Origin of the sequence: Vibrio variabilis, assembly GCF_003263785.1 — a bacterium.
Taxonomy (GTDB): domain Bacteria; phylum Pseudomonadota; class Gammaproteobacteria; order Enterobacterales; family Vibrionaceae; genus Vibrio; species Vibrio variabilis.
In genome coordinates this window covers 1-13008 of sequence record NZ_JYJK01000092.1, presented here as the reverse complement: position 1 = coordinate 13008, position 13008 = coordinate 1, and the positions used below count along the sequence as shown (strand labels likewise).

Here is a 13008-nt window from a genome sequence, read left to right as displayed (position 1 = left end):
CAATGGTTGAGGCTGCACTGGATGTTGATGCGCCAGAGTTGGACGTGACAGCAAATGAAAGCTCTGAAGAACCATTAGAAGTTGAGGCAGAGCAGGTCGAAACATCAGACACTGATGACACTTTTGAAGTGTCGTCGCAAGATTCAGACATCGACCCGATAGCTGATGTGACTGCAGAGCCAGACGTTGTTGGTTCGCCAGAGCTCACCTCGCAGGTTGCGTCTGATACAGACTTTGAATTTTCACCAGAAATTGAGAGCGGTAGTAACTTTTCACACGATGAAGATGACAGTGAGCAGTCTCGAAAAGATCTGGATGCATTGGTGGCGAATGAGTTTGGCCTACCTCAAGATGATGATTGGTTGGAGGAAGAGCCTCAACAAGAGCCGGTATCTGACTCGGTACAAGAAGACGATGCAGATTTCCTCGCTAATGCTCTGCAAAGTGAGTACGGCGAAGAGCAAGCGTTTGCCGATGCTGAGGGTGAGTCTGACGATGAGCCAATGCCTGAAGATTTTTCTGATGCAGACTTTGCTTTCAGCGACGACGAGCTACCGGAGTATAGCGAAGACGACGCATTTGCTGATGCCAATCTCACTAAAGAACAAGCATTGCCAGAGCCAGCGTCTGAGCCACGAGATACGTTTGCAGAACACGCGACACAAAGTGATGCAGTGAGTGAGCTTGAGGATGTGGCTAGTGATGAAGTCGCCGACCCGTTAGTGGAAAAACAGGCACAAGCTAACCAGCCAGTAGCAGAAGAGCCAGTTAACGAGCCATCATCAGCAGATAAGCAAGACGCTTTTGATGACTTTGACTTCCCAGAATTCACCGAGCAAGACGCCTTGCTCGATATGGATGACAGTGAGTCTCTACCAACTGAGGATCCTATCGCACAGCAAGCCGATAGTCATGACTTTGAGGATGAACTCTCGCTTGAATCTCTTCCAGAATACGACGAGCAGCAAGCGGCGATTGATCTTGAACCAGAGGAGCAACCTTTGGTGCCTGCACCAGAAATGGTGGGTGAAACGCTGGATCATTCGGAAATTGATGCACTTGCCGATGCGTTTAGCATGGTCGATATGTCGGCGATTGAACAAGAAGGCAATCTCGACGAGCTTTTGCAAGATAGTGAAGGGGCGACATTCTCAAACATTTCACCTGTGGATCAAACGACGGCGGACAGCGCTGGTCTTGATATCGATGCTATGCTGCAAGAGACAGCTGGCGCTGAGGCTGGTGAAGATTGGAATGGATTTACCCTTACCGACGAGCAAAGAGCGGCGATCAACAATGACATTCCAGATGAAGAGCAAGCGATTTGGAGTGGCAACGATGTAGGATCTCTTGCCAAAGCGTCCGATGAAGATTGGTCTTCACAAGATCCTGTTGCCGATTTTGATGGTCAAGAAAAGCAATTTATGACGATTGATGAGCTCATGGCGCAAGTTGACGATGGAGAGGTATCGGAACAAGAAGAGGAAGAGCTCAAGCTTGATGTTGGGCTGGATGAATTCCCAGATGTCATCGGACCGATTTCTGAGGTCGATGTCGATTCGGATTCTGAGGCTGCAGGGAATCTTGATATGGCGAAAATCTACATTGAAATGAACGATTTTGAAGGCGCGGTAAAGCTACTCGAAAAAGTATTGCTGGAAGGCTCAGGGCAAGTTGAGCAAGAGGCCAAGCGGTTACTTAGTAAGCTCTCTGAACATCAATAAAATCAAAAAAACGGTGGATTGCCACCGTTTTTTTATACGTGAACCTTAATTCGACGCGACGCAAACATTGAGTGTCGCCATCAGGTCAGGTTTTGGTTATGAGCTTTTCGTCTATGCAGGCAATTAATAACCGAGCTTTCACAGGCTCTGACTTTATACCAAGTAGAGTTGCGTATATACTTTGCCCCCTTTGACAAATCACAGATGCAGAGTTAACTATGAAAGTTGCATTAGGTATTGAATATAACGGTGAAAAATACTTCGGCTGGCAAAGACAGCGCGAAGTTACCAGTGTTCAAGAAAAACTGGAAAAGGCGCTATCTATTGTTGCCAATGAACCGATAGAGGTTCAGTGTGCGGGGCGTACCGACGCCGGTGTACACGGTACAGGGCAAGTGGTGCACTTTGAGACATCTGCGATCCGTAAGCCTGTTGCTTGGACGATGGGCGTTAATGCAAACCTACCTAAAGACATTGCAGTGCGCTGGGCAAAAGAAGTCCCAGAAGCGTTCCATGCGCGCTTTTCTGCAACTGCTCGTCGCTATCGTTATGTGATCTTCAATCACGATTTACGTCCTGGAATTTTATCTTCTGGTATCAGTCATTATCATGGCGATTTGGATGTAGAAAAAATGCATCAAGCAGGGCAGTACCTACTTGGTGAAAATGATTTCACGTCCTTTCGTGCCGTGCAGTGTCAATCTCGTAGCCCTTGGCGCAATATCATGCACTTAAACGTGACTCGCCACGGCCCTTACGTGGTGATTGATATTAAAGCGAACGCCTTTGTTCATCATATGGTGCGAAACATTACCGGTAGCTTGATTGTGGTCGGTAGAGGTGAGCAGCCACCTGAGTGGATAGAGTGGTTACTGGCACAAAAAGATCGCAAACTGGCTGGCGCTACGGCGAAAGCTGACGGTCTGTATTTGGTCGACGTCGACTATCCAGATGAGTACCAGCTCCCAGAAATGCCCATTGGTCCGCTATTTTTGCCGAATGATTTGAACTCTGGTTGGTAACTAGGTTCCAAACAGTGAAAAGTTCGCGTGATCAAGAGTTATGGCTTGGTCACAAGGATAGGTACAACCAGTTTTTTATCTACAGTTTGGCTGTAATATGGTTTAATCCCACGGCATTAATTAGAATTTCACACTTTCGCCATTTTGGCGGGGGTAACTAGAGAAAAGGTCTTCCATGAGTTGGCTTGAAAAGATTTTAGAAAAAAGCAACATCGTTAGCTCGCGCAAAGCATCTATCCCAGAAGGTATCTGGACTAAATGTACTTCATGTGAGCAAGTACTTTATCACGCAGAACTAGAGCGTAACCTTGAGGTTTGCCCTAAGTGTAACCACCACATGCGAATGAAAGCACGCCGTCGTCTAGAAACCTTCTTAGACGAAGGTAACCGTGTTGAACTCGCGACTGAGCTTGAGCCTCAAGACAAGCTTAAATTCAAAGATTCAAAGCGTTACAAAGAGCGCCTTTCTGCAGCACAGAAAAACAGTGGTGAGAAAGATGCCTTGGTTGTGATGCAAGGTGAGCTGCTTGGTCAGCCAGTAGTCGCGTGTGCGTTTGAGTTCTCATTTATGGGGGGCTCAATGGGCTCTGTTGTTGGTGCTCGCTTTGTGCGCGCAGTAGAAGCAGCAATGGAAAACAACTGTGGTCTTGTTTGTTTCTCAGCAAGTGGCGGCGCACGTATGCAAGAAGCACTTATGTCGCTAATGCAGATGGCGAAAACCAGCGCAGCGCTTGAGCGTCTGTCTCAGAAAGGACTTCCGTTCGTTTCTGTAATGACTGACCCAACCATGGGTGGCGTTTCAGCAAGTCTTGCTATGCTAGGTGACATCAATATCGGTGAGCCGAAGGCGCTGATTGGTTTTGCAGGCCGTCGTGTTATCGAGCAAACAGTACGTGAAGACCTTCCAGAAGGTTTCCAACGTAGTGAGTTCCTACTTGAGCATGGTGCGATTGATATGATTGTTGATCGCCGTGAAATGCGTCAGCGTGTAGGTAGCCTACTTGCGAAAATGACGAACCAAGCGTCACCGCTTGTCGTTTCTGTGGAAGATTCTCCACAAGAACCTGCATATGAAGTACCAGAAGCGGACGAAAAAGGGTAAAGTACTCACTAAGTTATCAAACGTTAACATATTGACGGCTAAATGAGTTCACAATCCATTCCACAAGCCACATCGACACTAGAGGTGTGGCTTGATTACTTAACCAGTATCCATACCAGTGCCATTGATCTTGGCCTAGACCGAGTGTCCGTCGTGGCACAAAAAGGTCAACTTACCAAACCAGCCCCAACCGTTATCACCGTTGCCGGTACCAATGGCAAGGGTTCGACTTGTGCATTGATGGAAGCCATTTTGTTAGATGCTGGCTACTCGGTTGGTGTCTACAGTTCTCCTCATCTAATTCGCTACAATGAACGTGTCCGTATCAACGGCCAAGAGCTGCCCGATGAGTCACACACACAAGCTTTCGACTACATTGAAAAGCTGCGTGGTGACGTCAGCCTGAGCTTTTTCGAGTACGCGACGCTGGCTGCTCTAAAGCAGTTCCAGCAGCACAAGGTGGACGTTGTACTGCTTGAAGTCGGCCTAGGTGGCAGGCTGGATGCGACCAACGTGGTTGATCATGATGTGTCGGTGATTACTAGCCTTGCAGTGGATCACGTCGACTGGCTGGGTGATGACATCAACGTCATCGGTTTTGAAAAAGCGGGCATTTATCGCTCCGGAAAACCGGCTATTTGTGGTCAGCCGAAACCGCCTGCAACGGTACCTGCTCATGCCGATGACATTGGTGCAGAGTTCTATCAAACAGGTATTCAGTTCGACTACAAGCAAACCTCAGATTCGACGTGGAGCTGGCATCACGGCACCTTCACGTTAGAGGATTTGCCTATTCCGGTTCTTCCTCTGATGAATGCCAATACAGCTCTGATGGCGCTCGGTGCGGCTAATCTAAATATTACCGACATCAACATTGTGAATGGCCTCAAAGACGCGCGTCTGGCCGGACGCATGCAAGTCATCGCAGGCACACCAGCGACCATTCTCGATGTCGCGCACAACCCTCATTCAGCGGAGTACTTAGTGACTCAGCTTAATCGTTTGTATCCCAATACTCGATTTAAAGTGGTGATAGGTATGCTGCATGACAAAGATATCGCTGAAACTATCCGAGTTTTGAATCCTCTGACAGAGCATTGGTATCCTGCATCATTGAGTGGACCAAGAGCCGCGTCTGCGGACGAACTGTGCGTCCATCTTGATTCCAACCAAACTCTGACTCGCTATGATTCGCCTGTGGCGGCATTTGAGGCGGCGAAATCAGATGCGAAACCAGACGATCTGATTTTGGTTGTGGGGTCATTCCATACGGTTGGTGAGGTGTTGGAGCACTGTGGCGGTAAAACCGCTAAGTAAAATCGAATCTAGGAGAAATCATGGTGAGTAAATTCCAAAGCCGCTTAGTGGGCACCATCGTACTGGTGGCAGTCGGGGTGATTATCCTGCCAGACCTGCTTGATGGTAAGAAGCTTCACTACAAAGAAGAGTTTGCCAGCATCCCGCTTAAGCCAGAAATTAACGCTGACGTGGAATCGTTTGAAGTACTGGAACCAGAAGAGGACATTTCCGTGCTTCCAGAAGCCCCTGTGCAAGCGACTGTGGGCGAAGAGGCTGTTCAAGAGCCAGAAGCGGATATCGTCAATGTATCAGCGCAAGAGGTACCAGAGCGTAACGATTATGCAGACAGTGCCTGGATTATTCAGCTGATGGCGCTGAAAAATGCCGATAACGCCGCAGCACTTGTCAAAGATCTGCAAAAGCGTGGCTATCAAGCCCATGTGAAACAGGAAGAGACCTTTACTCGCGTGATTATCGGTCCAGATGTTTCAAAAAGTAAATTAGAGAAGCAATTGATTGAATTAGAGGAAATTACCGGTTCAAGAGGTCAACTGCTCAAATTTAAGCCACTAAATCCATAAGAAAACGTTTGCGTCGCTCATTTTTCTGTTAAAATGCGCGCCAACTTGAGATGAAGAATTCATGAATTGGTTAGATTTTGTCATTTTGGGTGTGATTGGGCTATCGGCCTTGATCAGTTTAGTTCGCGGTTTTGCCAAAGAGGCAATGTCGCTTTTGATATGGTTTGGCGCGTTTTTTTATCGCCAGCCAGTACTACGCAAAATTGGCGGTGTACTTTACCAATATCGAAGACGACATGTTTCGTAATGGCGCCGCAATCGCTGCCTTGTTTGTTGCGACCTTGATTGTCGGAGCTCTCATTAACTATGTCATAGGGCAGTTGGTTCAGAAAACGGGACTCTCGGGTACAGACAGAGTACTTGGTATCGTATTTGGCGCTTTGCGAGGAGTGCTTATCGTCTCAGCGGTACTGTTCTTTGTTGACACCTTTACCACGCTTAACAACAGCGAATGGTGGGAATCCTCAGAACTGGTTCCACACTTTAAATTGGTCATTGAGCCGTTTTTTGAACACATCGAAGCAACTTCTAGTTTCTTGTCTGGCGCTTAGCGGCGCCAGCTAATGTCGCAAATCGAGGATTAGGACATGTGTGGTATTGTTGGAATCGTTGGCTCAACGCCTGTGAATCAGTCTATCTATGACGCTTTGACCGTTTTACAGCATCGTGGCCAAGATGCCGCTGGTATTGTTACCATAGAAAGCAATCGTTTTCGTCTGCGTAAGGCGAATGGTCTGGTTAAAGACGTTTTTGAAGCGAAGCACATGCAGCGCCTCCAAGGTAACGTAGGTATTGGACATGTTCGTTACCCGACAGCTGGCAGCTCAAGCGCTTCGGAAGCGCAGCCATTCTACGTAAACTCTCCGTTTGGTATTACTTTGGCACACAATGGTAACCTCACCAACGCCCACGAAGTTCGTGAAAAGTTGTTTGAAAAAGACCGTCGCCACGTTAACACGACGTCGGACTCTGAAGTTCTGCTTAACGTTCTTGCTCATGAAATTGACACCGTAAAAGGCAACGTGACGTCGGATGACGTGTTCCGCGCTGTCACTAATGTTCACCGTGCTATTAAAGGTGCTTACGCGGTTGCCGCGATGATCATCGGTCACGGTATGATTGCATTTCGCGATCCTAACGGTATCCGTCCTCTTTGCTTAGGTAAGCGTGAAGTGGAAGGAAAAACTGAGTATATGGTTGCTTCTGAGTCTGTTGCACTGGATGCCGTTGGCTTTGATTTTGTCCGTGATGTTGCACCAGGTGAAGCGATTTACGCCACATTTGATGGTGAGCTATTTACTCGCCAATGTGCCGACAATCCAACACTAAACCCATGTATCTTTGAGTTTGTTTACTTCGCGCGTCCAGATTCATTTATCGATAAAATCTCGGTATACAGCGCACGCGTTGAAATGGGTAAGAAGCTGGGTGAGCGTATCAAAGATGAGTTTGCCGACCTAGACATCGACGTGGTTATCCCAATCCCAGAGACATCATGCGATATCGCACTGCAAATCGCTCAAGCGATTGATAAGCCATACCGTCAAGGCTTTGTTAAGAACCGCTACGTAGGCCGCACCTTCATTATGCCGGGTCAACAGCAGCGTAAGAAATCTGTGCGCCGCAAGCTCAACGCTATCCGCTCTGAGTTCAAAGGTAAGAATGTACTGCTAGTCGATGATTCTATCGTTCGTGGCACAACGTCAGAGCAGATCATTGAAATGGCTCGTGACTCTGGTGCCAACAAAGTCTACATGGTCTCGGCTGCGCCAGAAGTTCGTTTCCCGAATGTATACGGTATCGACATGCCAAGTGCGAATGAGCTTATTGCCCATGGCCGTGATAATGATGCAATCTGCAAGCAAATTGGTGCCGATGCACTGATCTACCAAACGGTTCCAGATCTTTTGGAAGCGGTAGGTCTAGGCAACCCAGATGTTAAGCAGTTTGAAGCCTCAGTATTTAATGGTGAATACGTAACGGGCGATATCGATCAGTCGTACTTGGATTACCTTGACTCATTGCGTAACGATGATGCAAAAGTTCAGCGCGATATTCAGCAAGATTTGGCTAACTTAGAGCTTCATAACGAAGGCATCTAAGCCGCGCCTCCTAAGAGAAGCACAAAAAACCAGAGCCTTGGCTCTGGTTTTTTATTGTTTATCGATTATGGTTTAGAAACTCAGTGAAGAGAGTAGTCGATGACGAAATCGATAAACAGACGTACTTTTTCTGGTAAATGATCTTTGTGGTTGTAGAGCATATAAATGTCACGCGGGTTGGCGCTCCACTCTGGCAAAATTCGCACCAAATCACCGTTGTCGATGTGCTCTTGAATCATCACATCTGGCATCAAGGTAATACCCAGTCCAGCCGAGCAGGCGCGGCGCACAACATTGAGGCTGTTGGCTTCAAATCGAGCCTTAGTATTGTTGATGATAGACTCGCCACTGACGTTCTTAAGTTGCCATTTAATCAGTGGCGCACCTTTGAGTAGTCGATGAGACGAAAGCTCTTCCGCATGTTTTGGCTCGCCATGCTTTGCTAGGTATTCTGGGGCTGCGATCAAAACATCTTTGACTGTGCTGAGCTTGCGAGCAATAAGGCTCGAGTCGCGCTGCGGCCCAACGCGGAAGATGACATCCCACTCGGTTGGGTCGAGTTGATCGGCGTGGTTGCTCATCGTCAAATCAAGACTGATGTCGGGATATTGAGCCATAAAGTCATTGAACATAGGCATCATCAAACGTTTGGTGAGGTTTGACGGTGAAGAAATCTTCAACTTACCCGATGCCCCTTTACACTCGTCGGCAATTTCTTCTGACGTAGACGTTAGTCGTTGCAGCAAAGGCGAGCACTCATTATAAAAGCGCTCGCCCGCTTCGGTGAGTGACAGTTTGCGCGCATGACGATTGAGCAAGCGAAGGTTCAACGAATCCTCTAGTGCCTGAATGCGTCGAGTAATTGTTGCAACAGGTATCATGGTCTTACGAGAAGTTGCTGTATAACTCCCATTTTCCACAACAAGTCGGAACAGATTTAGATCATCGAGTTTCATATATTCAACTATTTGTAATTATTGGTTTTTAATATAGTCCAAAACTTGAAAAAGCCACCGGGTTTTCAGCCAGATCCTCTCAAGTCGTTTCGCGTATTTAGACATTAAGCACGGGGAAATCAGCGAATTGGACACTTTTATAGCAAAACCGAGAACACAAGATAATGCCACAATTGGGGGCATTTGTATAAAAGTGGATTTCTGCCTACAGTTAAAGTACTCAGGAATGGAGTATGTCCTGTTTTCAATAGTCAATGAATTGCATCATTGTAGCGTTTCCTTACGATACGACGTTTGATGTAAACCAAAAATAATAACAATTACACGCTCAATAGAATTTGTGAGGCGCAGTCTTATGTCTAAAACTGACAGTCAAGTTGCTGTGGCTATCGAGCAGCAACACAGTGCTAGGGTAATGGTCGTTGACGATGACCCAGTATTTAGAAGTGTAACCAGAAAGTTCCTGGAAGCGATCGGTCACCAAGTTGTTGAGGCCGGTGATGGCCTTGAAGCCCTCAAAATGCTTGGTGAGGTTCAGCCTGATCTTGTTCTCTGTGACTTGGCGATGCCGCTTTTGACGGGCATGGAGTTTACAGAAGAGGTGAGAGTGGAGTATCCGTCGCTGCCAGTGATCGTGATATCTGCAACAGGGGATATGGGGGATGTAGCCAAAGCGCTGAGAATGGGGGTGAAAGATTTTCTAACCAAACCGCTCAGTGATTATCGCTATCTCGCTGAAGCGATAGAAGTCGTATTAGAAGAAAGCTCAAGTGCCGCAGAGCAATCCGACTTTGTGAGCCGCTGGTTCCGGCTTGACGATGACGGTATTGAAAGTGAGCAGCAGGAACAAGAGCTCCATTGGCACCTGGAGTATTTGCAGCAAAATCCTAATGCAGCGAGGGAGCTACTTACGGCGCTACTCCCGGAAAAAGACTCATCACTGGGAGCTTGGCGCAGTAGTTATCGCTTATTGCAAGCCACAACCAGTTTACCGTTAGTGTTTGATTACAGTTGGTTGATGAGTGGGCAGCTCGCCTTTTATCTAGTCGATGCGGATTCTGCCGACCAAGGAGGCGTAGCGAGCACCCTGCTGGTGCGAACCTTGTTTGATGACTATGTGCGTCGATTACAGCACAACTCAGTCGACTTGAAAGGTTTAGCGCGCAACCTAGAAAAAGGCATGGCATGCGCAGCCGGAGCCAGTACCGTAGAAGCTTTGTTTGGCACCATCGATCTAGCCGAAGGCTCGGTATCTATATTACCTGCTGGCCTAGGGTGTCGATGGGATAATGGTCAGGCACAGTTTAACATCGCAGGTGGGCGACGATTGGGCGACAACTGCTTAAGCAACTTCATGACCAAAGATCTCGCACTTCAAGATGCGGGTAAGCTGACGATGAGTCGAGTTGGCTCTAGCAGCTTTAGTTGGGATATTAGTTTGATGGTGTAGTTGCTCGTTTATGAGCGAATAATACCCCTACAATTACTCGGTTTTTGACGGGTTGTAATTGAGTTATAGTAAAAATGTTAACGCTTTGGGAGGCAATTGCCTCCCTTTTTCGTACATTTTTTAGCCCAGTTCAAGCGCTAAGTTTTAGCCCAATCTAAGAGCAAGAGTCATGTCAGATCAAGAATTCAAAGAACCTTACAACATTTTTTACTTTCTAGGCTTTATCGCCGCATTGCTAATCCCAACACTTCCGGCTACTCTGACTTGGATCAGAGTAATGAACGGATACGCAGGTTTTTGACCATAAATAATTTAACCACTGTAAAGCGCTTAATGTGGAATACAGTGGGTACTATTTCTGTTGTTTTGGGCGTGGTTGGAATAGCCCTTCCTCTATTACCAACGACTCCCTTTCTTCTATTGGCTAGTGCGTGTTTTCTTCGCGGTAGTCCTGCCTTTCATCAATGGCTGCAATCTCACCCCAAATTAGGCCCTATCATTACCGATTGGGAACAAGATCGCTGCGTAACGAAAACCGTCAAGCGCCGAGGTGCAATGTTCATCGTTGCGAGCTTCTCAATATCTCTCTTTGTCGTAAAACCGCTTTGGTTAAAACTTATGCTGTTGACGCTGTTTGTGGCCACTTTTACCTTCTTTTTGCGGATTCCTGTGAAACCGCCCGTTGCTGAACACCACGAAAATCACTAACATTAGAAGGTTGTGTGCCCACCTTAATTGTGGGCGTTTTACTTATTACCTACAGAATGAACGTATCTAGCTTGCTGTTGCCATGTTATGGCTGCGACATGCCAAGACCCGTACTCTGAACGACAGGCACCCAAAGACCTTTCCAGAGATCAATACTATGACTATCGACAAAATTTCCCTTATCAAAGCCAGCATCAAAAGTATTCCAGATTACCCGAAACCAGGGATCCTGTTCCGTGATGTCACCAGTCTGATGGAAGATGCAGCGGCCTACAAAGCGACGATTGAGCTAATGGTAGAGAAGTACAAAGACCAGGGCTTTACTAAAATTGTTGGTACAGAAGCGCGCGGCTTTCTGTTTGGTGCGCCACTGGCATTAGAACTAGGGTTAGGTTTTGTTCCTGTTCGTAAGCCAGGTAAACTGCCTCGCGAAACTGTGGCTCAGTCATATGAGCTAGAGTACGGCATGGACACACTAGAAATTCACACAGACGCCATTGTTGAAGGTGACAAAGTGTTGATGGTAGACGATCTACTGGCAACGGGCGGCACCATCGAAGCAACAACAAAACTGATTCGCCAATTAGGTGGTGAAGTGGCACACGCTGCTTTTGTTATCAACCTTCCAGAAATTGGTGGTGACAAGCGCCTTGAAGCGCTGGGTATCGACGTATACAGTCTGTGTGAATTTGAAGGCCACTAATTAGGACGCCTCATGAGTTATCTCGCGTTAGCCAGAAAATGGCGACCAAAGAAATTTTCCGAAGTAGTAGGGCAGACTCATGTCCTAACTGCTCTTGAGAATGCTTTAGACCAGAACCGACTTCATCACGCTTACTTGTTTAGCGGTACACGTGGTGTGGGTAAAACGACGATCGGTCGTTTGTTTGCCAAAGGTTTGAACTGTGAAACTGGCATCACGGCAACGCCTTGTGGTGAATGTTCGAGCTGTAAAGAGATCGATGAAGGTCGCAGTGTTGATTTGCTAGAAATCGATGCCGCATCTCGCACTAAGGTAGAAGATACTCGTGAGTTACTGGATAACGTTCAGTACAAGCCGGCACGCTCGCGCTTCAAGGTTTACTTGATTGACGAAGTGCACATGCTTTCTCGTCACAGCTTTAACGCGCTTTTGAAAACGCTTGAAGAGCCACCAGAGTATGTGAAGTTTCTTCTGGCGACGACGGACCCTCAGAAGCTGCCGATGACTATTTTGTCTCGTTGTCTGCAGTTCCACCTAAAGCCAATCACCGTTGATAACATTCACCAACAGCTCGAGCATGTGCTGAGCCATGAACACGTTGAGCAGGAGCACAGAGCTTTGGCTCTGCTTGCTCATGCCGCTGATGGCAGTATGCGTGATGCGTTGAGTCTGACCGATCAAGCTATTGCGCTTGGTAATGGTCATGTGACGACTGAAGTGGTGAGCCAAATGCTCGGCACTTTGGACACTGCACAAGCCCTGCAGCTGCTGGACTCTATTGTCACTGGTGACGCGCAGCAAGTGATGGCGACGCTATCCGCTCTGGCCGACAACGGCGTTGATTGGGACATCCTGCTTTCTGAGTTAGCGACACAGCTGCATCGCATCGCTATGGCTCAAGCACTGCCAACCAGCGTGGATGGAGAAATCGCCGATGGAGACAAAGTTCGTCACCTAGCGGGTGTGTTGCCTGCCACAGATGTGCAGCTTTACTATCAGATTGTCTTAAAAGGTCGTCAAGATTTGCCGTTCTCACCGTCACAGCGTGTTGCGGTGGAAATGACGTTGCTGAGAATGCTGGCCTTTAGACCCGCGACTGAGTTGCAAGCAAGTGAAATAACCGCGACATCAGTGTCGTCGAATTCATTGCCGTCGCAATCAATGCAGTCACAATCTGCGCGACCAGCAACGAATATCAATCAAGCGCCGCCTCAGTCAGCGCCGGTTGAAACTATGTCGACACCACCAATGTCACATACTCAAAGCGCGCCACAGTATGCGGGTTCAATTCCTCAATATGAGGAAGGGCCTGAACCGTACATTGATACCTCGCAAATGAGTTCATCGCAGCCGCCGAGTCC

The 13008-nt window shown here is 47.6% G+C and carries 11 protein-coding genes and 1 pseudogene; 11 read left to right on the top strand and 1 reads right to left on the bottom strand.

Features of this window, described 5'->3' with window-relative positions; genetic code table 11:
• The first annotated feature begins 2 nt into the window (after window positions 1-2).
• From TZ48_RS16900 to purF, 7 genes and pseudogenes are all read left to right on the top strand, one after another.
• Window positions 3-1724, top strand: coding sequence for a FimV/HubP family polar landmark protein (locus tag TZ48_RS16900; RefSeq protein WP_112480021.1), 1722 nt, complete (start codon window positions 3-5; stop codon window positions 1722-1724).
• A gap of 218 nt (window positions 1725-1942) precedes the next feature.
• Window positions 1943-2746: a tRNA pseudouridine(38-40) synthase TruA gene (truA, locus tag TZ48_RS16895; RefSeq protein WP_042499217.1), complete on the top strand. Its 804-nt coding sequence runs from the start codon at window positions 1943-1945 to the stop codon at window positions 2744-2746.
• A 175-nt stretch (window positions 2747-2921) separates the two neighbouring features.
• Window positions 2922-3848: an acetyl-CoA carboxylase, carboxyltransferase subunit beta gene (gene accD, locus TZ48_RS16890; protein WP_112461955.1), complete on the top strand. Its 927-nt coding sequence runs from the start codon at window positions 2922-2924 to the stop codon at window positions 3846-3848.
• Between the two features lie 42 nt (window positions 3849-3890).
• A complete protein-coding gene (gene folC / locus TZ48_RS16885) occupies window positions 3891-5165 on the top strand; it encodes a bifunctional tetrahydrofolate synthase/dihydrofolate synthase (RefSeq protein WP_112480020.1) in 1275 nt (424 codons plus the stop codon).
• Window positions 5166-5185: 20 nt separating this feature from the next.
• Window positions 5186-5728 (top strand): SPOR domain-containing protein, encoded by a 543-nt coding sequence (locus TZ48_RS16880; protein ID WP_112480019.1) that lies wholly within the window; start codon window positions 5186-5188, stop codon window positions 5726-5728.
• A gap of 61 nt (window positions 5729-5789) precedes the next feature.
• Window positions 5790-6279 (top strand): annotated as a pseudogene (locus TZ48_RS16875) (CvpA family protein).
• A 36-nt stretch (window positions 6280-6315) separates the two neighbouring features.
• The gene (gene purF / locus TZ48_RS16870) at window positions 6316-7830 is read left to right on the top strand and encodes an amidophosphoribosyltransferase (RefSeq protein WP_112480018.1); all 1515 of its coding nucleotides are present in this window, start codon (window positions 6316-6318) and stop codon (window positions 7828-7830) included.
• A gap of 80 nt (window positions 7831-7910) precedes the next feature.
• On the opposite strand, the gene TZ48_RS16865 is transcribed toward purF, so the two are convergent.
• Window positions 7911-8786, bottom strand: a complete 876-nt coding sequence (locus TZ48_RS16865) for a LysR family transcriptional regulator (RefSeq protein WP_112480017.1) — start codon at window positions 8784-8786, stop codon at window positions 7911-7913.
• 355 nt (window positions 8787-9141) lie between these two features.
• Here TZ48_RS16865 and TZ48_RS16860 point away from each other — a divergent pair, with 355 nt between their 5' ends.
• The 4 genes from TZ48_RS16860 to dnaX form a co-directional block, all read left to right on the top strand.
• Complete coding sequence (locus tag TZ48_RS16860) at window positions 9142-10236, top strand: response regulator (protein WP_112480016.1); 1095 nt, start codon at window positions 9142-9144, stop codon at window positions 10234-10236.
• Window positions 10237-10569: 333 nt separating this feature from the next.
• On the top strand, window positions 10570-10944 hold the full coding sequence (locus tag TZ48_RS16850) for a YbaN family protein (RefSeq protein WP_112480015.1): 375 nt from the start codon (window positions 10570-10572) through the stop codon (window positions 10942-10944).
• Window positions 10945-11101: 157 nt separating this feature from the next.
• A complete protein-coding gene (gene apt, locus TZ48_RS16845) occupies window positions 11102-11647 on the top strand; it encodes an adenine phosphoribosyltransferase (RefSeq protein ID WP_112461962.1) in 546 nt (181 codons plus the stop codon).
• 12 nt (window positions 11648-11659) lie between these two features.
• The coding region (gene dnaX / locus TZ48_RS16840) for a DNA polymerase III subunit gamma/tau (RefSeq protein ID WP_112480014.1) at window positions 11660-13008 on the top strand (1349 nt) is incomplete at its 3' end.

Coding starts and splice junctions, on each gene's coding strand:
- TZ48_RS16880 (WP_112480019.1), top strand. CDS start 5,186: ATGGTGAGTAAATTCCAAAGCCGCTTAGTGGGCACCATCGTACTGGTG.
- TZ48_RS16850 (WP_112480015.1), top strand. CDS start 10,570: ATGTGGAATACAGTGGGTACTATTTCTGTTGTTTTGGGCGTGGTTGGA.
- truA (WP_042499217.1), top strand. CDS start 1,943: ATGAAAGTTGCATTAGGTATTGAATATAACGGTGAAAAATACTTCGGC.
- TZ48_RS16900 (WP_112480021.1), top strand. CDS start 3: ATGGTTGAGGCTGCACTGGATGTTGATGCGCCAGAGTTGGACGTGACA.
- accD (WP_112461955.1), top strand. CDS start 2,922: ATGAGTTGGCTTGAAAAGATTTTAGAAAAAAGCAACATCGTTAGCTCG.
- purF (WP_112480018.1), top strand. CDS start 6,316: ATGTGTGGTATTGTTGGAATCGTTGGCTCAACGCCTGTGAATCAGTCT.
- apt (WP_112461962.1), top strand. CDS start 11,102: ATGACTATCGACAAAATTTCCCTTATCAAAGCCAGCATCAAAAGTATT.
- TZ48_RS16865 (WP_112480017.1), bottom strand. CDS start 8,786: ATGAAACTCGATGATCTAAATCTGTTCCGACTTGTTGTGGAAAATGGG.
- folC (WP_112480020.1), top strand. CDS start 3,891: ATGAGTTCACAATCCATTCCACAAGCCACATCGACACTAGAGGTGTGG.
- TZ48_RS16860 (WP_112480016.1), top strand. CDS start 9,142: ATGTCTAAAACTGACAGTCAAGTTGCTGTGGCTATCGAGCAGCAACAC.